This window comes from Clostridium sp. LS (assembly GCF_002760435.1).
GTDB lineage: Bacteria > Bacillota > Clostridia > Clostridiales > Clostridiaceae > Clostridium.
In genome coordinates, this window is the sequence record NZ_AUUU01000121.1 from 43,482 (window position 1) to 65,718 (window position 22,237).

Genomic DNA, 22,237 nt, shown 5'->3' on the forward strand with positions numbered 1-22,237 from the left:
CATGGTGAATGAACTTATTAAATTAATGCAGAGCCAAGATAAATACTTAAAAGAACTTTTAGAACTATTAATAACTCAATATAACATGATAATGAATAAGGATGTATTTGGTTTAGAAGGATTAGTTGATAAGGTTAATGGATGTGCTAAGATAATTGCAAAACAAGAACTAGAAAGAAGAAATTTGATCGGTGAACAAAGCATTTCTGCATTTGTAAATGCAGCTAATAATGAAAAGCTAAGCGGAGCGTATGAAAATATGCAACAAGTACTAGAAAGAGTAAAACAGCAAAAGGATACAAATGATATTTTATTAAAGCAGCAATTGTTATTTACAAATAAAATGTTAAGTATTATGAATCCAAACAGGGAAACAAAGGTATATAATTCTTATGGGAATTTATCAAGATAGGGCAACATAAATGATTATTTGTAAATTATATAAATGAAATAAATATGAAATCAGTAAGAATATAAGTTGAATTTATACATTTTAATAAGAATGTATTTTGAATAGATAGGGATGTAAAATATGTAAACATGGAAGTTGCAATTTATGAAAGGTAGGATAAATAAATGGCAGGACTATTTGATACTTTTACCATAGCAAAAAGAGGGTTGTCGGTACAACAATCAAATATTAACACATCATCTCATAATATAGCTAACGCAAGTACTGATGGATATTCAAGACAAAGATCAGTAGCACATACTACAAGACCCTTTGGAGGAATGTCTAGATTTGATACATGTACTGTAGGACAAGTTGGAACCGGAGCAGAAATAACTCAAATAATGAGAATAAGAGATTCTTTCTTGGATTATCAAGTTAGAACTGAAAACACAAACTATGGAACAGCAAATGTAAAAAATGATTATTTAACCCAAGTTGAAGATATACTTAATGAAACATCAGATAATGGTATACAAACATATTTATCAAAGTTTTATGATGCTTTCCAAAATTTAAGTGCCAGTGGTGGTGCAGCAAAGGAAAGTAATAGAACAACAGCTTTTAAAGCAGCAGAACAATTATCTGATCTAATTAGAAGTAAATACTCACAAATTGAAAATAAAGAATCCGATGCACAAAAAGAACTAAGAGACCAAACAACTAGTATTAATAGTATGTTAGATCAAATTAATAATTTAGGTAAGGAAATATCAGGAGTTTGTGCAGTAGGAATGACACCAAATGATTTAATGGATTCAAGAGATTTATTAATTGACCAATTAAGTACAAAATTCGGTGTTAAAATTGATAAAGGTCCTAGGGAAACTATGGATTTAAGTGCAACTGAGGATCCAACTGTTGGAAATTTAGTTAATTCAGATCCAACGGATACTAATTATACTAGATTTTCTTATGTAGAAAGTGCAGATTTTGCCCAAACAGGAACGAATCCAGATGGAAGTCCAATATATGATTATACACAGTTAACAGTAAAATATGCTGTTTTAGGAGATACAAACAATCAGAAAACTATAACTATTTCTGATACCGATGTAAATAAAATGAAAGATCTTCAAAATAATCTTATACAAGATAGAATGCTAGTTGGAAATAAAGATGGAATTATAGTAGATGCATCTGGAACTCCTATAACTACAGCTAATGCCACAGATATGGATGCAAAAATATTTAATAACATTACTAAAGGAGAAATAGCAGGAGCTCAGCAAGTTGAAGATAGCATGCAAGATTATATGAGTAAGCTAGATAAGTTTGCAGCATCTTTTGCTTATGCGGTTAACGCAATTCAAACTGGAGATAGAGGAATAGCAGGAGATCAAGGGATACTTGATAAGAATGGTAATAAAATTTCTGCTGTAAATATTTTTGTAACCAAAAATTTAAATGGAACAATTTCAACTACAGATGATGGAATAACAGCAAAAAATATTATTTTTAATACAGTTTTAGAAGATCACCCTGAAAAATTAAATTGTGGTAAATATAGCGTAGATGATTATAGTGGTGAAGCTGATGGATCAAGAGCACTTGCTATAGCAGATGTAGCTAAGTTAAAAATTGATATAGGAAATTTAGATATTGCTGGCGGCGATATAAGCACTAGACAAAAATTCTTCCAAGATACGGGTCTAACCTTTAATAGCGATAATGAGGATTTAGTAGCTAATAAAGATGGAAGTACAGTAGGAGATTATTACGGAACAGTATTAAGTGATATATATTCAGACAATAAAAAAGCAACTCAAGATGTATCTGATTCAAAGACCTTATTGGATACATTTAATACTCAGAGACAGTCAGTATCAGGAGTTTCCCTTGATGAAGAAATGACTGATCTAGTACAATTTCAACATGCTTATCAAGCAAATGCAAAAATGATAAATACCATAGATCAATTACTTGATGTAGTAATAAATGGATTGAAGTCTTAGGAGGTGTATAAATGAGAATTACAAATTCAATGCTGGCTACAAATTATTTAAATAACATGAGAAGAAATTTAAATAATATGAGTCATGTTCAAAATCAATTAGCTTCTGGTAAAGAAATACAAAGGGGTTCTGATAATCCTCACGTAGCTGTAAGAAGCATGCAGTTAAATTCGGAAATTGATGCTAATAATCAATTTGATACTAATATACAATCTACGACGAACTGGCTGGATACAACTGATACAGCACTAGGTGAAGCAAATAACATAATGAAAAGAATAAATACATTAATGGTAAAAGCAGGTGATGGGGCTTATTCCCCAGATGAAATATCAGCAATAAATGATGAAGTTAAGGAAAAGGTTAATGAGCTTACTAGCGTATTAAATACATCTTTTGATGGAAACTTTATATTTGGTGGAACTAAAAGTACTTCAAAACCAGTAACGCAAGATGCAAGCGGAAAAATTTGTTATGCTGATAAGGACGGAAATCCTGTTAGCTATAACTATACATTTACAGCTAATATATCATCTTTGTCAATTTCTGCTGGGGATGTAAAGAATATAGATAGTAAAACTGGTGTTGATACTTTGATTGCTCAGTTAAAGACTGTGCCTACAACTCCAGCTGCAGATTATACAGCAGCACAAAATGCTATTAATGATTTACAAAAGCAGCCAATAGCAATAAGACAAATTGATACATCTTTGCAGACGGAAATATCTGATGGAATAGTGGTAGATTATAATAAAACAGCGACTGATATTTTAGAATTCACTAATAAAAGTGGGGTAAGTGTAAATGTATCAGATAAATTAGCTGATATTGTAAATTGCCTTAATGTAGCGTCAGGAAGTGCAACGTCACCAATAACTCTTTCAGATGGAACAACAATTGCAGCAACTGATTCACAAACAGCATTGTCGCAAATTAATGGAAATTTATTAGGATATTGTACTGATATATCATTAAATATATCAAAACTTAGATCAAATGTTGGCGCTATGCAAAATAGAATGGAATCTTCTCAAAAAATAAATGAAGATCAAACATACAATATGACAAGCATATTGTCAAGTACAGAAGATATAGATTTTACAGAAAAAACTATGGAGTATTCTGTAATGCAAACTGTTTATACAGCATCTCTTCAAACTAGTGCAAAAGTTCTTACAAATACAATACTAGATTACTTAAGGTAAAGCATCTTATTATATAGTAATGAAGGGAGAATGACTATGAAATTTGTTTCTAAAATTCATGGTGAAATTGAATATAAAGAAAATGAAGTTTTAACTTTTAATAAAGGGATATTAGGATTTGCAGATTTAAAAAAATTTATTCTGCTAGACTTGGAAGAGTATAAGCCTTTTAAATTGTTTCATTCTATAGAAGATGATGAAATTGGAATGATAGTAGTTTCGCCTTATGAATTTTATCAAAAATATGAAGTTAAGTTAAATGATGAAACAATAAATCACTTAAGTATAAAATCACCAGAAGAGGTAATGATAATTACAACAGTGACTTTAAATTCAGATCCTAAAAAAATAACTACAAATTTACAAGGCCCGCTTATCATAAATACTAGCAATAGCATGGGAGAACAAATTATTATAGATAGCGACAAGTACAATGTAAAAGAACCTCTAATAAAGGAGTGATTTAAATGTTAATAATAACAAGAAAAAAAGGCGAATCACTCATGATTGGTGATGATATAGAGATTACTATAAGTAAGATCGATGATGGCAGTGTAAAGATAGGAATAGAAGCGCCAAAGAGTGTGAATATTTTGAGAAAAGAACTTTATGAACAGGTAGAAAAAGAAAATAAGGTTGCTATGAATATTAATATGGATTTGTTAAAGGGTATAAAGAAAAAATAAATCAAAATTTAGTTTTCCAAGGAGGAGTGCAAAACATGGATGTTAACGGTATAAATAGACGGCAGGAATATTCAGATGTATATAATAATGCTATTGATACAACTAAATATTCAAATCCAATACCTAATGATGAAGATCAAGTGAAAAGCACAGTGATTGAAAAAGATAATACAAATCAAGAATTCTTAAATCAAGATCCGAAAAATTTGAAAAAAGAAGACTTAGATAAGGCCATAAATAAATTAAATAAATCTTTAGAGGATGAAAAAGTACATGCTGAATATTCGATTCATAAGGATTTAGGAACATTGATGATAAAAATAGTAGATGATGACACAAAAAAAGTTGTAATGGAGCTTCCACCTGAGAAAATATTGAATATGATTGCATTTATATGTAAGCAAGATGGATTATTAGATAAAAAAGCTTAAAATATCTACAAAGCAATTGAGGTGTAATTGTGGAATTTAAACTAAACAAAATTGATACTGATATTAGAAGAAAAATGCAGGAAACTATTAAAGATGACAAAGTACACTCAACAAAAAAAATAAGCGAAAATAAAGATGTAGTGGAAGAAAAAAAATTTGAAGATAGAAATAAAAAAAATAAGGATAAAAATGATGATACTGAAAACAGTAAAAAATATGTTATTGTTGAAGGTATTAAACATGGTGAACATAGTATAGAAATTGAAGCGGAAAAATTGGAAAAAATAAGTGAAATAAATTCTAAAGGCAGAATTTTGGACGCAAAGAAATAGGAGGATGTATTATGTATCCAAATGGCTATAATGTATATAAAAATAATAGTGTAAACTATGCATCAAAGGAGCAATTATTATTAATGCTTACAGAGGGAGCTGTTAAATTTGCAAAAATAGCTAGACAAGCTATAACGGATAAAGATATACAAAAAGCCCATAATACTTTAATTAGGTTACAAGATATATTTACAGAATTAATGATTAGTTTAGATAGAACTCAGGGCGATTGGACAGAAGATTTATTTAGCGTATATGATTTTATTAAGAGAAAACTTGTAGACATAAATCTAACTAAAAATTTAGAAGTTTTAGATGAAATAATTCCTTTAATAGAAGATGTAAATTCAATGTGGCAGGATGCATATAAGCAATCATTAAAGTCAAGATAGTAAATAAAAAAATATTAAAAAAGCAAGGAGTGATGAATATGACAACAAGAATAACTGGATTAAGTGGTTCAGGATTAGATATTGATTCACTTGTAACAGAGACATTAAAACCTTATAAGATGAAAGTTCAAACAGAACAACAACAAGAACAGTTATTGGAATGGAAGACTGAACAATATCAAGCAATAATGAAGAAAGCAAATACTTTTTATAATAAGTATTTAGACCCATTAAGTTCAACAAGCTTATATTCAATGAGCGCTTATAATCAATCTAAATTCACTTCTAGTAATGATGCTTATGTATCAGCTGTAGGATCCAGCAACGCAAGTATTCAAAATTACACAGTAAGTGTAACTCAAATAGCAACTAAAGCTACAGGTAAAATTTCGAATTCAGATTTAAGCAGCATGGCAGCAGCTGAAGTTGCTGCTGGAACAAGTTATACTGCAAGCACAACAATAGCAGATCAAACTATAAGTTTTTCTGCACAAGTTGGAACTGCTAATCAATCTACTAACTTAACCAATTTTAAGAATAGCATTCAAACTACAATAAATAATCTACAAACTGCTTATAGTACTGAAACAGATTCAAGCAAAAAGGCAACTATTGATGCAAATATAAAAACTTTATGGAGTACTATAGGGCAAGATTATACTAGAGCTTCAAATGGCACTTGGTCAACTTCGGCTACAGCAGGATATACAGATACTAATCTAACCAATACTATGAATAGTTTAAGTGTTGCAACCAATACTGCTATAACAGCAAGTGATGGTACAAATAATATTACATCAAAGCTATATGTTAAATTAGATGGAACTGTTGATACTAATGCTACAATAAGCAATTATAACAAGCAGACAGGAGCATCAAATATCACACTTAAGTATAGTAGTGTTAGCGCAGGCTTAGTATTTGAAGCTAGAGATGCAGGAGATAAAACTTTAACAATAAATGGTACATCGCAAGCACCTACAAAAGGATATGATCTTAATGCAACAGTAAAAGATTCTTATGGCGGTTCAATGACTGTTACAGGATCAAGCAACACTAAAACAATTGATGGAGTTACATTTACATTTAAAGCGAACACTACATCAGATATAACTGTAACAGGTTCACAAGATGTATCAGGACTTAAAGATAAAATTGTAAATTTTATGAATGATTACAATGATTTACTTGGAACTATCAATGGAAAACTATGGGAAGAATATGATAAGGATTATCAACCATTAACAGATGATCAAAAAAGTGCTATGAGTACTGATCAAATTGACAAGTGGGAAACAAAGGCTAAAACTGGATTACTTAGAAATGATGATGATTTGACTACACTTTCAGACAACATGAAGGATGTAATGAATACTATTATGAAATCAACAGGATTAGACTTGGAGAGAATTGGTATAACCCCAGTTGATGATTATAAAGAGTTAAATGGAACTTATACAGTAGATCAGGATAAATTAACTGAGGCTCTTCAAAGTAATTTTGCTGATATTAAAGATTTATTTATGAAGGGCTATGGAGATGACACTACAACGGACTCTGGCTTAATGCCTAAGTTAAAATCATTAATTAATGATAACTTTATTAAATTTGATTCCGTATTTAATAAAAAATCTGCATATAGTGGTGTATATGCATATACAAGTGAAATGGCAAAGCAAATTAGTGATAAAAAACAGTTAATAAGTGATATGAATGATGACTTAAATACTAGGCAAGATGATTTATATTCAAAATATTCAAAATTGGAAAGTGCTATGTCAGAAGCAGAGGCGCAGCAACAACAAATGTCATCTTGGTTTTCAAGCTAGTTATAATTAGTGAAGAATTGAGGAAAAATTATGAATTTAAAAGAATCCTTAGAATTTTATAGGAGTATTACGTTAGAATTAATTGATAAAATTAAATGTGAGGATGATTATAGTAACTTATTTGAAAAAAGACAAAATATAATAAGAAATATAGAAACTTTAAGTTTTTTAAAGGATGAATTTAAACAAATTGCAACAGAGCTAGATATTTTAAATATGGAAGATTTGCTAAAAAAAACTATATCAGAAGAAAAAGTAAAGATAAAAAAGAAGATTAACTATATTAAAATAACTAGAGAAGCAAGGGTAAAATATGAAAGTGCTCAATTTAAACCAACCTTTTTTAACAAAACAATCTAGTTTATAACAAAAAAGCAAAAAAATTTTTCAAAAAGTACTAAAGTTAATTATAAGGGCAACGAAAATAGAAATGTAAGGCTTAAAAGTTATTAACTCTTAAGGTCTTATAAAATAAAAATTTAGGACATGGATGTCCAGATGTAAAATCAAGGAGGAATTTATTATGGTAATATCACACAATCTTAATGCGATGAACGCACACAGACAAATGAAAATTTCTACTGGAGATGAAGGTAAATCAATTGAAAAGTTAAGTTCTGGTTACAGAATTAACAGAGCTGGAGATGACGCAGCAGGTCTTGCAATCTCTGAAAAAATGAGATCTCAAATCAATGGTTTAGATCAAGCATCAAGAAATGCTCAAGATGGTATTTCATTAGTACAAACTACTGAAGGTGCGTTAACTGAAACTCACGCAATGCTTCAAAGATTAAAAACATTAGCAGTACAAGCTTCAAATGACACATATTCTGCTGGAGACAGATCTTTAATTGAAAAAGAAGTTACTCAATTAAAATCTGAAATTTCAAGAATAGGTTCTCAAACTGACTTTAATGGAACAAAAGTATTAAGCGCTGTAACTACATTAAATATCCAAGTAGGAGATAAGCAAGGACAAACTATTCAAGTTAGCTTAGTTGCTATGACAAATCCAGGTTCTTTAAATAGTATAACTTTAGTTTCTCAAACTCAAGCTTCATCTTCTATTACAACAATTGATGCAGCTATTACAGCAGTTTCAGGACACAGAGCTACACTTGGAGCTGTTCAAAACAGATTAGAACATACAATTAAATCTGTAGATAATACTTCTGAAAATATCCAAGCTGCAGAATCTAGAATAAGAGATACTGATATGGCTAAGGAAATGATGAACTATACTAAGTCTAAGATCCTTACTCAAGCAGCTCAATCAATGTTAGCTCAAGCTAACCAAGCTCCTCAAGGAGTACTTCAATTATTACAATAATAAGTTTGAAGTTATAATTAAGAAGATAAAGTGTATAAGCTACGCTTTATCTTCTTTTTTTATAATTTAATTATTAATAGACTAAGCTATGAAAAAATATCTAAATAGCATAGTAGATTTGGTCTAAATTTATATTTTAATAAGATTAAATATCGATTATAATTATTATATATAAGATAAAGGTGATAATTATGGAAAATATAAAAATATTAGATTGTACTTTAAGAGATGGTGGATATATAAACGACTGGGATTTTGATTCATTTAACATGAACAGAATAATAAGAGCATTAGATGAAGCTTATATTGATATTATTGAATGTGGATATTTAAATGAGTCGGCCAAGGGAAAAGAAAAAACTATAGTTAATAGCATCGAAGATTTAGAAAATAGAATAAAAGAATTCAGTATAAGTAAAGACTATGTCATGATGATCAACTACGGTGAATATGATTTTAATAATTTACCTAATGTAACTAGTAAAAGTAAAATTAGAGGTGTTAGAATAGCCTTTAAGAAAAATCAATTAAATAACATATTTAATGATATAGATGTTCTTATAACTAAAGGGTATAAAGTATTTATTCAGCCAATGGTGACATTAAGTTATACAGATATGGAGATTCTACAATTAATTTCAGAATGTAATAAGCTAGATATATATGCTTTATATATAGTAGATAGTTTTGGTGCTATGCATACATATGATATAAAAAGATTTGCATACCTTTTTAATCATAATTTAAGGAAAGATATCAATATAGGCTTTCATGCACATAACAATTTACAGCTAGCTTATACTAATGCCTTAGAAATTATTAGCATGTTTAATAATAGATCAATAATAATAGATTCATCGATTTTTGGAATGGGAAGAGGAGCAGGTAATTTACCTACTGAATTAATAACTGAATATTTAAATAAAAATTATTGTAAAGAATATCAGATAGGTCCTATATTAGATATTATAGATAAATATATAAATAGAATATATGCCAATAAATACTGGGGATATTCAATATCGTATTATATATCTGGTGAATGTAATTGTCACCCAAATTATTCTACATACTTGGTTAATAAAAATACATTATCAGTTAAAAATATTTTAGAAATTTTAAGAGATTTACCAGAGAATAAAAAAGAAGAATTTGACAAGGAATACATAGAAAAACTTTATATAGAATTTAATTCAAAAAATATAAGTAATTATACAGACCTGATTGAATTTAAAAAAGATATAGTTTCTAAGGATATCTACATACTTGCATCTGGTAAAAGTGCTAGAGAGGGTGCTGAAAAGATAATAAAGGATAAAAATAAAATTGTAATTTCATTAAATTATGTTCCGCAATTTATATCTGCAGATTACTGCTTTTTTAGTAATCAAAAAAGATATGAGGAGTATAAGGAAAAGACAAAGAACGATAATATTTTTGATGATAGGAATAAATTTATTTTTACCTCAAACATTATTTTTATAGAAAGAGAGGCCACTGTTGTATCTTACAATGAACTTTTAGGAGAGTATGAGGATGCTAAGGATAATTCAGTAATTATGTTGTTAAACTTATTGATAAAGCTTAATATAAATAACGTATTTATTTGTGGGTTAGATGGATATACTGGAAACGGAAATTATATTGAAAAAGATATGGATTTTAATTTTAAAGCCAATGAAATAAATAGGCGAAATATTGCAATTTTAGAGCAAATTCAGAAATTAAGACAAAATATAGAGATGTACTTTATTACTGAAAGCATATACGATCAATAAAAATTTAGAACTAGACTTATTCAATTAAATAAAATCATTATAAAAAAGATGTTTTTTAATATGCAATAATGAATTGTTGAGAAAATTAGGAGATGTGATTATATGAATATAATAGGAATAATACCAGCAAGATATAAATCGTCTAGATTTGAAGGTAAGCCTCTTGCCGATATTCATGGAAAGCCAATGATATGGTGGGTGTATAACCAAGCAAGGAAGGTGAAAGAATTTTCAAGCATATATGTAGCTACAGATGATGAACGTATAGAAAACGTGTGTAAGCAATTAAATTTAAATGTAATTATGACTAGTAGTATACATCCAACTGGAACGGATAGAGTTGGAGAAGTAGCAAGAAAAATAAAAGCTGATGTGTACATTAATATTCAAGGTGATGAACCAACAATAAACCCTGAATCTATAAGAATGGCAATTCAACCATTCTATAATAATAATAATGACATATTAGTTACTAATATGATGACAGAAATTAAGAAGAGCTATGAAATAATAGATAATACGGTTCCTAAAGTAGTTGTAAATAGAGAAGGGTACGGAATTTTTTTATCAAGATTACCTATACCTTATCCAAAAGGGAATGATTGCAAATATTATAAACAGGTATGCGTATATGGATTTACTCCAAAAGCATTAGAATTTTACTGTAACTCAGAAAGAGGATATATTGAGTCAGTAGAGGATATAGAAATATTAAGATTTATTGAAGCAGGATATAAAGTCAAGTATATTGAAACAGATTATGATACTATTGCAGTTGATACAAAAGAAGATTTGGAACGCGTAAGAGGGATATTGAGTTGCGAAAATTAATAGAGGTGAATTTATGCTTACATGTGTTTGGGATTTTGATGTAGAGAAAACTAAGGATGGATATAAAGTTATTAAACTGAAAAAAGAATCTAAGAGTATATATATTGGAAGTAAGTATAATATGCAAAATGAAATAGATAAATTCTTAGATAAGTTAAAAGAAAAAGTAAAAAATGCTGATAAAAGTGTTTTTGTTATTTATGGATTTGGAAATGGTGAACATATAAAGGCGTTAAGAAGTGAATTTAAGAAAAATAAAATTATAGTATTTGAACCTAACATTAATTTATTGAATTTTGCATCAAATTTGGAGTATGTAAGGAATGATGAAAATATTAAGATTATATGCTGTGAACAAAGTAGATTTATAGATGAGTTCTGTTTTGGTATTTCTGAATCTAATATAAATATGATAGAGCTAGATTGCTTTTCAAATTATTCAGTTATATATAAAGAAGAATACAAAGAATTTTTAAAAGCATTTGAATTTTTGATTAAAAATTTAATTAGTAATAAATTTACAGCATTATTATATAGTAAGCTGCATTTTGATTCTTTACTGCATAACTTGCGTTATGTGTTTGATGGTACTCCGATTTATGAATATAAAAATATGTATAAAAATAAACCTGCAATAATAGTTTCAGCAGGACCTTCTTTGGATAAAAACATTAAAGAATTAATAAATGCAGATGGAAAGATGCTAATTTTATCAAGTACAAGAACCCTAAATGGAATTATGGATTTAGGAATACAACCTAATTTGCTAGTAGCTTTAGATCCTAGAGATAATACATTTAATATTATGAAGAAGAGTGTTGATATTTATAATGGGCCTCTTTTGTTTTATGAAGGTACAAATAAGCTTGTTGTATCAAATCACAATGGCGATAAAATTTTCTACACAAAATCTAAATTTATTAATAATATTATGGAAAATAGGATGCCTGAAATAGTAGATGATGGAACTGTAGCAATAATTATGATGGATTTTGCCATTCTGTCTGGCTGTAATCCTATTATTTTTATTGGTCAAGATTTGGCTTATACAGGAAATAATGAGCATGCTATGATAGCTGAAAACAAAATTGATAAAGGTAAAAATAAACTATTAAAAGAAGATATATATGTTGATGGGATTAATAATGAGAAGATTAAGACAAGCATCATATTAAATGGGTTTAGATTAAATATTGAAAAATTAATTGAAGATAATCCAGAAATAGATTTTATTAATGCAACTGAAGGTGGGGCAAGAATAAAAGGTACTAAAGAAATGACGCTAAAGGAAGTAATAAAGCATTATAATAATGTTAAATTAGATCCAATTAAAAAAATAAATTGCAACATAGATATTAAGAAAAACACATTAGAGCAATTAAAAATTGCAAAAACAATTAGTAAAGAAATAATTAATTTGTGCAATTCATGTTTAACTAATTTAGAGCAATTGAAGGAAGCTCATGAAGATAAAAATAATGAAAAAGTTAGTAATATTTTAGGGGTATTACAGAAAAGCGACGAGTACATAGAGAAGAATTATGAGAAAATAGAGTTAATAGAGAGTTTATTAATACCAGTATCCTTTAATATACTAGAGAAAAACAATAATATAGATGATGCTGAGTATAAAAGTGAAATAGAAATGATTTATTATCAAAGTTACCAGTTATATAGTGGATTTATTGATACATTAAATTATGCGCTAAAACCTATATGTGAATTAATAGCAGAATTAAGTAGACAGAAGTAAGAAAAAAATGCTTAATTATTTGAGTTTAAAAATATTATGATTTTAAGCAGAAAAGAAAGATAATGCTAGATAAGGCATTGTCTTTTTTTATGAGAAAGTTTAAGTTATTTTAAATTGATACGTAAATGCAATTAATAATTCAAGTATACTGCATTTTTTACGATAAATAATATATAGATAGGTGAAAAAAATATAGAAAGTTACATAAAATTATAAGTTTATACAGTAATAGGAATCTGTATAAAGTAAAACTTGTAAAAGATGTTTATGATAGGAGAGAGAACAGTGAGTAAGGAAAAAATAGAGGTATTAAGAACAACAGATGAATATTTAGATAAATTAAAAAAAGGAATTGAAGATGCAGTAAATTTAATCCAAGAAGGTAATGAAATAGAAGGAATTAAAAACATTATACCTGTATTTGAAGGAATTGAATATATAAGTCAAGCAATTAACTTGACTAGAGAAGTTCAAGAAGAGGAAATAGAGTTAGAAGATTTAAATGCCCAACTTAGAGAAATGATTGAAGCATTTGAAAACGAGGATTATATTTTGCTTGGAGATTTATTAAATTATGAGCTACTTCCTATCCTAGAAGAAATTCATGAAAAAATAAGAATATCAATATAAATGGAGTTGCAAAAATGGCTTTAGAGATTGATATTTCAAAAGATGGTTATAAAATTCTAAGGGTTGAAGTAGACGGAAAGAAGAAATATTTAGGCAGCAAATATAATCAAAAGAGAGAAATAGATGAATTTATAAAGAGTTTAGGGGAAATTAGTGAAAGAGATAATTTTATAATCTTTGGATTAAGTTTTGGAGAACATATAAGGGAATTATTAAAAGTAATTAATAATGAGAGTGAAATATTAATAATTGAAGTAAATGAAGAATTAATACAATATTGCAAAGATGATAAAGAAATTAAGAAAATAATAGATAATAACAGAGTGTTTATATCAAGAAATCAAGAAGATATAAGAAATTATTTTGATAAAAATATAAATGAAGGAAATATCAATTTTTTAAAGGTAAATACATACTGTAAGTACTTTGAATTATTCTTTAAGGATATAGAAAAAGATTATGTAAAAATAAAAGATGAAATATCTAGAATAACATTAAATAGAAATACATTTATTATGAATGGTAAACTTTATTTAGATAATTTTCTTTCTAATTTAAAGTTTTTTGCTAAATCATGTGAAGTAAATTTACTTGAAAATAAATATAAAAATAAACCGGCAATTATTGTTTCAGCTGGGCCGTCACTAAGTAAAAATATTGAACAATTAAAAAATGTTGATAATGCATTAATTTTAAGTGGTGGAAGAACACTGCAATCACTTTTAAATATAGGAGTAAATCCGAGTTGTATAGGGATTGTTGATCCAGGAATGGTTGCCTATAAATTAGTTGAGGATTTTATAGAAAAAATAGAGTGTCCATTGTTTTTTAATGATTCTACGCCAAGCATTGTTATGGAGAAACATAAAGGGAAAAAGTTTTATTCAGTTCAAAATTCTTTTATAAAAAAGGCAATAAAAAAGGAGATTCCGCCTTTATATGGTGGGGGATCAATTGCTCATAGTTTAACTAACTTAGCGTTATATATGGGATGTAATCCAATAATTTTTATAGGACAAGATTTGGCATATACTGGAGAACAAGGACATGATAAATTAGCACAAAATACTTGGGAAAACTTAACCTTTGATAATTTTTATAAAAGAAATGATGATATTTATGTAAAAGATGTTTTTGGAAATCCAGTTAGGACTAGTATTCAACTAGATACCTATAGAAAAAATTTAGAAGAAATTATTAATAATAATAATGAGGTTAAATTTATAAATGCTACAGAAGGCGGAGCTAATATTAAAGGTACAATTACTAAGAAGTTAGCTGATGTTTTGATGGAATTACAAAAAGAGAAAATTATCGACATAAATGAATATCTTAGTGATATAAATAATACAAAAGAAATTTCAGATTACTTGAGGTATACATTAAAAGAGTGTGATAAATTCATGGAACTTTGCAGAAAAGGAAAACAAGCTGCAGAAAACTGCAAGATTAATAGGGCTTTACGAAAAAAAGTTGAAGTTCAAAAAAATGAAAAAGAATTTGGAGAAATCCACTTAAAAATACAAAATAGTTTAGAAAGTATAATTTTACTTAATGCTGAATTATCTAAAGTAATTTATGAAGTAGAAGGATCAAATGAATTTGTTATAATGGCTTCCGATAGTGAAGAAGAAGCCTTTGAAAAAAAGATTATAAAGATTAATAAATTATATACTGAGCTAAGTAAAGTAATAAAAGAAAATTATGAGAAAATTAAGGAAATAATTATAGATTTAGAAACTTAATTTAATGTAGATGAGGCGATATTATGTTTAAGGATAAATCAATATTAATAACTGGTGGAACAGGTTCTTTTGGGAAAAAATTTACTGAAAGAATTTTAAGAGATTTTGATCCAAAAAGGATAGTAATTTATTCAAGAGATGAATTTAAGCAAGATGTTATGAAAAAAGAATTTTCGATAAATTTTCCTGATAAAGTGAATAAATTGAGGTTTTTTATTGGAGATGTTAGAGATAAAGAAAGATTGTATAGAGCATTTAAAGATATTGATTATGTGATTCATGCTGCAGCTATGAAGCAAGTTCCTGCTTGTGAGTATAATCCATTCGAAGCTATTAAAACTAATATTCATGGGGCACAAAATATTGTAGATGCAGCTATTGATTGTGGAGTTAGAAAAGTTGTAGCTCTTTCAACAGATAAGGCTGTAAACCCGATTAATTTATATGGGGGAACAAAATTAGTTTCAGATAAGTTATTTATTTCAGGAAATGCCTATTCAGGAGGAGATGGAACTATATTTTCAGTAGTTAGATATGGGAATGTAGCAGGTAGCAGAGGTTCTGTAATTCCTTTCTTTGAATCTTTGATAAAAGAAGGAAAAAAAGTATTACCAATAACAGATACTAGAATGACAAGGTTTTGGATAACTCTAGACGAAGGTGTAGATTTGGTGTTTAAAGCTCTTGAAGAGTCAAGAGGAGGAGAAACATATATTTCTAAAATTCCTTCTTTTAAAATAACTGATTTAGCTTTTGCAATGTTAGATAATGTTGATATAAAAGAAATAGGAATAAGAGAAGGGGAAAAGTTAGATGAGGTTATGATAACTAAAGATGATTCGAGAATGACTTATGAATATGAAAAGCACTATATAATTTATCCACATTTTGATTGGTGGAATTCTCAAGGTTTTATGACACCAGGTGGAAGATTGGTAGAAGATGGATTTGAATATAATTCTGGAACCAATAAAGAATGGATTAATGTGAATCAATTAAGAGGTTTGTTAAAAAAAGAAGGATTATACGACTATGAAAAATACAACTAAACAATTGACAATGGACAATTAACAATTAAGGAAGAAATTCTTTCTGAATTTCTTGAAAATATATGTTTAATTAAAATTAAGCATAATGATTCATCAGAATACCATGCAATAGATGGATTTTATAAGGGGTGAATATAAGTGAATAATAAGCCTAGTTTATTGTTGACATCTATAGGAAAAAGAGTTCAGCTTATAAAGCATTTAAGAAAGAATTTTAAGATTGTAGGAGTAGATGCAGGAGAGTTAAATCCAGCAAAATCTTTTGTAGATAGATTTTATAAAATCCCTAAAGCAAATGAAATTGGTTATATTAAAGGTTTATTAGATATATGTAAGAGAGAAGAAATTAATGTTTTAGTTCCTTTATATGAAGGAGAATTTGAAATTTTACATAATGCTAGAGAGCAATTTAAAAATATAGGAACAATTCTTTTGCTGAGCAATAGCAAAATTTTAAATATATGCAAAGATAAACAAGAATCATATGAATACTTTCTAAATTCAAAAATAAATATTCCTAAAGTTTATATTGAAGAAGAAATTGAAGACATTATTAAATATGGTGACATAGATAAGTTCCCATTAATAATAAAGCCTAAAGATGGTATGGGAAGTAGTAATGTTTATAAGATTAATAATATTTATGAATTAAAGTTTTTTAAGGAATATGTGAAGAATGGTATAGTGCAAGAGTTCATTAATGGAGATGAATATACAGTTGATACTTTAGTTGATTTAAAGGGAAATCCAGTATATATAATTCCGAGAAAAAGAATTGAAGTTAGAAGTGGTGAAGTAGTTAAAAGTGCTACTGTAAAAGATGAAGGAATAATAAGCGAAACTTTAAAAGTAATTGAAGATTTAAATAAATTAAGAGATGAAAATGGATTAGCATTATATGGGCCATTAACAATACAGTTTTTTAAAAAAAATGATGGAAAAATCTATTTGCTAGAGATAAATCCAAGATTTGGAGGAGGAGTTCCATTATCATTTGAAGCAGGGGGTAATTATGCTCAGAAGATTTGCGAAATGATTACTGGAAAGCAGCTTGAGTATGTGAAAGAGTTTAAAGAAATGACAATGCTGCGATATGAAGAAGCTGTATTTATTTCTAGTGAGGACTAATAATAAATTATAATAAATTACAGGGTGGAAAGATGATAAAAGCTTTAATATTTGATTTAGATGATACTTTATATTATGAAAAAGCATATGTGTTAGGAGCTTTTAAAGAAGTAGCCTATTATCTTGGAAGTAAATATGGAGAAAATCTAGAGCAATTATATACTAGAATGGAAGAAATCCTTAAAGAACATGGAAGAGGTAAAATATTTAATATTATATGTGAAGAGATGAATTTTGAGGAAGACATAGAGGAACTAGTTAATATATATAGAAATTCAAAGCCGAAATTAAAATTATATAAAGATAGTAAGGAATTTTTGATTTGGGCAAGAAAACAAGGATATAAGCTTGGCATAATTACAGATGGTTGCTCTAAAGTTCAATGGAATAAGATAAAGAGTTTAGATATTCAAGATTTAGTAGACAAGATCATTGTAACGGACGATTTAGGAAAAGAATTTTGGAAACCTCATGTAAGATCATATTTAGATATGATTAATCATTTCAGTATCAGTAGGGATGAATGTATTTACATTGGCGATAATCCTAATAAAGATTTTATTGGAGCTAGAAAGCTTGGTATTAAAACAATAAGGATTATACGAGAAAAGGGAGATCATATTAATACTTTCTTAGATATAGAATATGAAGCAGATTTTAAGATAAATGATTTTTCGGAAGTGAAAAGATTATTAGAACGATATGTTAATTGAGCTAAATTAAATTATAAGAAGGTGAAATACATATGAAGGTATTATGTATAGTTCAAGCTAGAATGGGTTCAGAAAGATTACCAGGAAAGGTTATGAAAGAAATTAATGGACAGCCTATGATAGGCTACACTTTAAATTCGCTTAAGAAAAGTAGATATATTGATGAAATAATATTAGCAACTTCAGCGCAAGAAATTAATAATCCTTTAGTAGATTATGTAGAAAGAAATAATTTCAATGTATTCAGAAGTGATAATGAGGATAATGTACTTGAAAGATATAAACTTGCAAGTGATAAATATAATGGAGAGTTAATTATAAGAGTTACTGGAGATTGCCCTTTGATAAATCCAATTATAGTTGATCATGTGGTTACAAAATTTTTAATGTATGATTATGATTATGTAAGATTAGATGTACCCGATACTTTTCAAAGAGGATTTGATGTTGAAGTATTTTCAAAGGAAGCTTTAAATAAAGTATATAATAAAGTTTGTTCTAAAGAAAACATCCATAATAGTGAATACCAACCATATAGAGAGCATGTTACTTATTATATTTATAATCATCAGGATGAGTTTAAGGTTGGATATGTTAAGGGAGAAAAAAAGTATTTTGATAATAGAAATATAAATCTTAGTGTAGATACAAAAGAAGATCTTAATAGAGTTGAGGGGATTTTGAATAGAGTTAATTAAAAATTGCAGTTTATATTTTATAAAGAAACATAGTAATATGGATTATAAATTTAAAAGGCGAGGGGAGAATTGATGAATAACAAAGATTTAAGTAATTTGTTAGTCTATAAAAATAATACAATAATTGAGGCAATGAGGTTAATTAATGTTAATAGTAAAGGAATGTTATTTGTAGTAGATGCGAATAAAAAATTGATTGGAACTATTACAGACGGAGATATACGAAGAGCAATTTTATCAGGGCATCAATTAAGTGAGAGTATAGAAGAAATTTATAACACAAATTGCATATTTAGCAGCTCTGATATTAGTTTGGATGAATTAAAGAAACAATTCATAGATAATAAGATAAAATTATTACCAGTAGTTGATAAAAACAAAACCGTAATAAATTATTTTGAAATAGATGATTTAATTGATTATAATAGGCTTGAAAAAGAAAATTCGGTTTTGATTATGGCTGGTGGATTAGGAACAAGACTTAGACCATTCACAGATAATATTCCGAAACCAATGCTAAAAGTAGGTGATAAGCCTATACTTCAAACTATAATTGAACAATTTAGAAATTATGGGTTTAAAAATATTTTGATCTCTGTGAATTATAAATCGGATATTATAGAAAATTACTTTAGAGATGGTAGTGATTTTGGAGTAAATATTAAGTACATAAAAGAATCAAAACGTTTGGGTACAGCAGGTGCAATTGGTATTGCAAGTAATTATTTAACAAAGCCTTTTTTTGTTATAAATGGAGATATACTTGCAAATGTGAATTTTTACAATTTACTACAATATCATGTTGAAAATAATTATAAAATGACAATAGGTTCAAGGTTGTATGAAACGCAAATTCCATACGGGGTATTAAATGTAGATGAAGCATGTGTCACATCACTGGAAGAAAAGCCGATTATTAATCATTTGGTAAACGGAGGAATATATGTTTTGGAACCAGAAGTTATAAAAAATATTCCCAAGGAAAAATATTTTGATATAACAGAATTAATTGATATGCTTATAAATAAAAAGGAACGAGTGGGAAGTTTTCCAATTACAGATTATTGGATGGATATTGGAAAGGTAGAAGATTATTATAGAGCTAACGAAGAAATAGAAAAATATTTTTAAAAATTGAATTTAAAGTGAAGACGTAAATAAAAGTATTTTTGCATTATTGATTAAAAAATATTTAAATAAACTTATTGACGGAGGATTTTATGTATAAAAGAAATGTAGAAATTAATTATTCAAAATATGAAGGTGATCAAAATTTGGAAGCAAAATATGGACTTCCTAATGAAGTTGAATTTTGTACTGAATGTGTAATTTCGAATCAACGTCCAAATTCATGTGTAGAATTTAAGCATAACAAAGAATCTAAAAAGGAAACTATAAAAATAGATGAAAATGGCTTATGTGATGCTTGTAAAGCTAACAAAGAAAAACAAAAAGTTGACTGGGAGCTTAGAGAAAAAGAATTAATAGAACTGTGTAATAAATATAGAAAAAATGACGGCTCATACGACTGCTTAATTCCTGGATCAGGAGGAAAAGACAGCTTTTATCAAGCTCATATATTGAAATATAAATATGGAATGCACCCATTAACAATCACTTGGGCTCCGCATATGTATACAGAATGGGGATGGAATAATTTTCAATCTTGGATACATGCAGGGTTTGATAACATATTACATACACCAGATGGTAAAATACATAGGTTATTGACAAGATTAGCTGTAGAAAATTTGTTCCATCCTTTTCAACCATTCATAATAGGCCAAAAAGCATTAGCTCCTAAAATAGCGGCATTATATGATATTCCATTAATTTTTTATGGTGAAAATGAGGCTGAATATGGAAATCCCATTGCTGACAATTCTTCAGCAAAGAGAGATTGGTCATATTTTACAGCAAGTGATAAAAGCAAGATACAGTTATCAGGAGTATCTATAGAAAGTCTAGAGAAGGACTTTGGACTAAACGATGTAGATTTAAAGATGTATATGCCAGCTAATCCTGAACTTCTTGAAAAGAAGAACATTGAAGTTCATTATTTAGGGTATTATTTAAGATGGCATCCTCAAGAAGCATATTACTATGCAGTAGAACATGGAAATTTTAAGCCATCACCTGAAAGGACAGCAGGAACTTATAGTAAATATAATAGTATTGATGATAAAATTGATGATTTTCATTACTATACTACTTATATTAAATTTGGAATTGGTAGAGCAACATATGATGCTGCTCAAGAAATAAGAAATGGGGAAATAACAAGAGAAGAAGGAATAGCTCTTGTTAAAAAGTATGATGGTGAATATCCAGAAAGATTTGAAAAAGATGTATTTGAATATTTAAGTATAAATGAAGATCAGTTTCCAATAGCATCTAAGATGTTTGAACAGCCTAAAATGGATAGAGATTATTTCATGCATTTAGCTGAGAGATTTAGATCACAACACTTGTGGAAATGGGAAAATGGTATTTGGAAGCTTAGACACACTATTTTTGAAGAATAATTAAGGTGGTATTATGAAGAACATTAGAGTAATAGCAAGGCTTGATGTAAAAAATGATTATTTGGTAAAAGGCATTAATTTAGAAGGACTGAGAAAAATTGGAGATCCTAATGAATTCGCTAAAATATATTATGAGCAGGGTGCTGATGAAATTATTTATATGGATATAGTAGCAAGCCTATATAATAGAAATAATCTTACAGATATAATAAGAAAGACTACTGAGGATATATTCATACCAATAACAGTTGGTGGAGGTATACGTTCTATTGAAGATGTTCAAAAGATTTTAAAAAGTGGCGCAGATAAAGTGGCTATTAATACCGCAGCAATTAAAAGACCAGAACTTATTAGTGAGATTTCAAATAAATTTGGATCTCAATGTATGGTTCTGTCAATAGAGGCTAAAAAAATATCTGATGGTAAATGGGAAGCTTATTACGATAACGGTAGAGAGAAGACTGGAATTGATGTAATAGAGTGGGCTAAGAAGGGATATGAGCTTGGTGCAGGGGAAATTCTTCTAACATCTGTAGATATGGAAGGAACGAAGAAAGGGTTTGATTATGAGTTAATTAAAACTGTTGTAGAAGTTGTACCAATTCCAGTTATAGCAAGTGGTGGAATGGGAAAGTCTGACGATATGAAAAAAGCTATCACTGATTCAATGGCAGATGCTGTTGCAATAGCAAGTGTTTTACATTATAAAAAGACGGATATACAAACTTTAAAAGAAGATGCTATTAAAGCTGGAATTAATGTAAGGAGAAAATAGC

23 protein-coding genes are annotated in these 22,237 nt (G+C 28.2%); all 23 read left to right on the top strand.

What is annotated here, in order from left to right; genetic code table 11:
• Position 1: 1 nt before the first annotated feature.
• The 23 genes from COL3_RS22520 to hisF all read left to right on the top strand — a co-directional run bounded on the left by COL3_RS22520 (position 2) and on the right by hisF (position 22,236).
• On the top strand, positions 2 to 412 hold the full coding sequence (locus COL3_RS22520) for a flagellar protein FlgN (RefSeq protein ID WP_008428391.1): 411 nt from the start codon (positions 2 to 4) through the stop codon (positions 410 to 412).
• A 164-nt stretch (positions 413 to 576) separates the two neighbouring features.
• Complete coding sequence (gene flgK / locus COL3_RS22525; RefSeq protein WP_008428390.1) at positions 577 to 2,406, top strand: flagellar hook-associated protein FlgK; 1,830 nt, start codon at positions 577 to 579, stop codon at positions 2,404 to 2,406.
• Between the two features lie 11 nt (positions 2,407 to 2,417).
• Complete coding sequence (gene flgL, locus COL3_RS22530) at positions 2,418 to 3,611, top strand: flagellar hook-associated protein FlgL (RefSeq protein ID WP_008428388.1); 1,194 nt, start codon at positions 2,418 to 2,420, stop codon at positions 3,609 to 3,611.
• 36 nt (positions 3,612 to 3,647) lie between these two features.
• Entirely contained in the window at positions 3,648 to 4,073 is a 426-nt protein-coding gene (gene fliW, locus COL3_RS22535) for a flagellar assembly protein FliW (protein ID WP_008428385.1), read from the top strand.
• 5 nt (positions 4,074 to 4,078) lie between these two features.
• Positions 4,079 to 4,297 carry a carbon storage regulator CsrA gene (gene csrA, locus COL3_RS22540; RefSeq protein ID WP_008428383.1) on the top strand — a complete coding sequence of 73 codons (219 nt, stop codon included), beginning with the start codon at positions 4,079 to 4,081 and terminating at the stop codon, positions 4,295 to 4,297.
• A gap of 35 nt (positions 4,298 to 4,332) precedes the next feature.
• Complete coding sequence (locus tag COL3_RS22545; protein ID WP_008428382.1) at positions 4,333 to 4,728, top strand: flagellar protein FlaG; 396 nt, start codon at positions 4,333 to 4,335, stop codon at positions 4,726 to 4,728.
• 29 nt (positions 4,729 to 4,757) lie between these two features.
• On the top strand, positions 4,758 to 5,060 hold the full coding sequence (locus COL3_RS22550) for a hypothetical protein (RefSeq protein ID WP_008428380.1): 303 nt from the start codon (positions 4,758 to 4,760) through the stop codon (positions 5,058 to 5,060).
• 11 nt (positions 5,061 to 5,071) lie between these two features.
• Positions 5,072 to 5,452 carry a flagellar export chaperone FliS gene (gene fliS, locus COL3_RS22555; RefSeq protein ID WP_008428379.1) on the top strand — a complete coding sequence of 127 codons (381 nt, stop codon included), beginning with the start codon at positions 5,072 to 5,074 and terminating at the stop codon, positions 5,450 to 5,452.
• A gap of 38 nt (positions 5,453 to 5,490) precedes the next feature.
• Complete coding sequence (gene fliD / locus COL3_RS22560) at positions 5,491 to 7,281, top strand: flagellar filament capping protein FliD (RefSeq protein ID WP_008428377.1); 1,791 nt, start codon at positions 5,491 to 5,493, stop codon at positions 7,279 to 7,281.
• Positions 7,282 to 7,311: 30 nt separating this feature from the next.
• On the top strand, positions 7,312 to 7,641 hold the full coding sequence (locus COL3_RS22565) for a hypothetical protein (protein ID WP_008428375.1): 330 nt from the start codon (positions 7,312 to 7,314) through the stop codon (positions 7,639 to 7,641).
• Between the two features lie 163 nt (positions 7,642 to 7,804).
• On the top strand, positions 7,805 to 8,611 hold the full coding sequence (locus COL3_RS22570; protein ID WP_008428372.1) for a flagellin: 807 nt from the start codon (positions 7,805 to 7,807) through the stop codon (positions 8,609 to 8,611).
• Positions 8,612 to 8,802: 191 nt separating this feature from the next.
• A complete protein-coding gene (locus COL3_RS22575; protein WP_008428370.1) occupies positions 8,803 to 10,389 on the top strand; it encodes an aldolase catalytic domain-containing protein in 1,587 nt (528 codons plus the stop codon).
• A gap of 102 nt (positions 10,390 to 10,491) precedes the next feature.
• Positions 10,492 to 11,220, top strand: a complete 729-nt coding sequence (kdsB, locus tag COL3_RS22580; RefSeq protein ID WP_008428367.1) for a 3-deoxy-manno-octulosonate cytidylyltransferase — start codon at positions 10,492 to 10,494, stop codon at positions 11,218 to 11,220.
• Positions 11,221 to 11,233: 13 nt separating this feature from the next.
• Positions 11,234 to 12,973 (top strand): 6-hydroxymethylpterin diphosphokinase MptE-like protein, encoded by a 1,740-nt coding sequence (locus COL3_RS22585; protein ID WP_008428365.1) that lies wholly within the window; start codon positions 11,234 to 11,236, stop codon positions 12,971 to 12,973.
• 285 nt (positions 12,974 to 13,258) lie between these two features.
• A complete protein-coding gene (locus COL3_RS22590; protein WP_008428364.1) occupies positions 13,259 to 13,603 on the top strand; it encodes a hypothetical protein in 345 nt (114 codons plus the stop codon).
• 14 nt (positions 13,604 to 13,617) lie between these two features.
• The gene (locus tag COL3_RS22595) at positions 13,618 to 15,348 is read left to right on the top strand and encodes a 6-hydroxymethylpterin diphosphokinase MptE-like protein (RefSeq protein ID WP_008428362.1); all 1,731 of its coding nucleotides are present in this window, start codon (positions 13,618 to 13,620) and stop codon (positions 15,346 to 15,348) included.
• Positions 15,349 to 15,371: 23 nt separating this feature from the next.
• Positions 15,372 to 16,397: a UDP-N-acetylglucosamine 4,6-dehydratase (inverting) gene (gene pseB / locus COL3_RS22600; RefSeq protein WP_008428361.1), complete on the top strand. Its 1,026-nt coding sequence runs from the start codon at positions 15,372 to 15,374 to the stop codon at positions 16,395 to 16,397.
• Positions 16,398 to 16,535: 138 nt separating this feature from the next.
• Entirely contained in the window at positions 16,536 to 17,525 is a 990-nt protein-coding gene (locus tag COL3_RS22605; protein WP_008428360.1) for an ATP-grasp domain-containing protein, read from the top strand.
• Between the two features lie 32 nt (positions 17,526 to 17,557).
• A complete protein-coding gene (locus COL3_RS22610; protein WP_008428358.1) occupies positions 17,558 to 18,238 on the top strand; it encodes an HAD-IA family hydrolase in 681 nt (226 codons plus the stop codon).
• A gap of 32 nt (positions 18,239 to 18,270) precedes the next feature.
• The gene (locus tag COL3_RS22615) at positions 18,271 to 18,936 is read left to right on the top strand and encodes a glycosyltransferase family protein (protein WP_008428356.1); all 666 of its coding nucleotides are present in this window, start codon (positions 18,271 to 18,273) and stop codon (positions 18,934 to 18,936) included.
• 72 nt (positions 18,937 to 19,008) lie between these two features.
• The gene (locus COL3_RS22620) at positions 19,009 to 20,067 is read left to right on the top strand and encodes a nucleotidyltransferase family protein (protein ID WP_008428354.1); all 1,059 of its coding nucleotides are present in this window, start codon (positions 19,009 to 19,011) and stop codon (positions 20,065 to 20,067) included.
• An 89-nt stretch (positions 20,068 to 20,156) separates the two neighbouring features.
• Positions 20,157 to 21,461 carry an N-acetyl sugar amidotransferase gene (locus COL3_RS22625; protein ID WP_008428352.1) on the top strand — a complete coding sequence of 435 codons (1,305 nt, stop codon included), beginning with the start codon at positions 20,157 to 20,159 and terminating at the stop codon, positions 21,459 to 21,461.
• A 13-nt stretch (positions 21,462 to 21,474) separates the two neighbouring features.
• Entirely contained in the window at positions 21,475 to 22,236 is a 762-nt protein-coding gene (hisF, locus tag COL3_RS22630; RefSeq protein WP_008428350.1) for an imidazole glycerol phosphate synthase subunit HisF, read from the top strand.
• Position 22,237: the final 1 nt, after the last annotated feature.

Excerpts from the sequence above, each read along its gene's own strand:
- hisF (WP_008428350.1), top strand. The coding sequence starts at position 21,475 with ATGAAGAACATTAGAGTAATAGCAAGGCTTGATGTAAAAAATGATTAT.
- COL3_RS22565 (WP_008428375.1), top strand. The coding sequence starts at position 7,312 with ATGAATTTAAAAGAATCCTTAGAATTTTATAGGAGTATTACGTTAGAA.
- fliS (WP_008428379.1), top strand. The coding sequence starts at position 5,072 with ATGTATCCAAATGGCTATAATGTATATAAAAATAATAGTGTAAACTAT.
- pseB (WP_008428361.1), top strand. The coding sequence starts at position 15,372 with ATGTTTAAGGATAAATCAATATTAATAACTGGTGGAACAGGTTCTTTT.
- fliD (WP_008428377.1), top strand. The coding sequence starts at position 5,491 with ATGACAACAAGAATAACTGGATTAAGTGGTTCAGGATTAGATATTGAT.
- COL3_RS22520 (WP_008428391.1), top strand. The coding sequence starts at position 2 with ATGGTGAATGAACTTATTAAATTAATGCAGAGCCAAGATAAATACTTA.
- COL3_RS22610 (WP_008428358.1), top strand. The coding sequence starts at position 17,558 with ATGATAAAAGCTTTAATATTTGATTTAGATGATACTTTATATTATGAA.
- COL3_RS22620 (WP_008428354.1), top strand. The coding sequence starts at position 19,009 with ATGAATAACAAAGATTTAAGTAATTTGTTAGTCTATAAAAATAATACA.
- flgL (WP_008428388.1), top strand. The coding sequence starts at position 2,418 with ATGAGAATTACAAATTCAATGCTGGCTACAAATTATTTAAATAACATG.
- COL3_RS22575 (WP_008428370.1), top strand. The coding sequence starts at position 8,803 with ATGGAAAATATAAAAATATTAGATTGTACTTTAAGAGATGGTGGATAT.
- COL3_RS22615 (WP_008428356.1), top strand. The coding sequence starts at position 18,271 with ATGAAGGTATTATGTATAGTTCAAGCTAGAATGGGTTCAGAAAGATTA.
- COL3_RS22625 (WP_008428352.1), top strand. The coding sequence starts at position 20,157 with ATGTATAAAAGAAATGTAGAAATTAATTATTCAAAATATGAAGGTGAT.
- fliW (WP_008428385.1), top strand. The coding sequence starts at position 3,648 with ATGAAATTTGTTTCTAAAATTCATGGTGAAATTGAATATAAAGAAAAT.
- COL3_RS22585 (WP_008428365.1), top strand. The coding sequence starts at position 11,234 with ATGCTTACATGTGTTTGGGATTTTGATGTAGAGAAAACTAAGGATGGA.
- COL3_RS22595 (WP_008428362.1), top strand. The coding sequence starts at position 13,618 with ATGGCTTTAGAGATTGATATTTCAAAAGATGGTTATAAAATTCTAAGG.
- COL3_RS22570 (WP_008428372.1), top strand. The coding sequence starts at position 7,805 with ATGGTAATATCACACAATCTTAATGCGATGAACGCACACAGACAAATG.
- kdsB (WP_008428367.1), top strand. The coding sequence starts at position 10,492 with ATGAATATAATAGGAATAATACCAGCAAGATATAAATCGTCTAGATTT.
- COL3_RS22545 (WP_008428382.1), top strand. The coding sequence starts at position 4,333 with ATGGATGTTAACGGTATAAATAGACGGCAGGAATATTCAGATGTATAT.
- flgK (WP_008428390.1), top strand. The coding sequence starts at position 577 with ATGGCAGGACTATTTGATACTTTTACCATAGCAAAAAGAGGGTTGTCG.
- csrA (WP_008428383.1), top strand. The coding sequence starts at position 4,079 with ATGTTAATAATAACAAGAAAAAAAGGCGAATCACTCATGATTGGTGAT.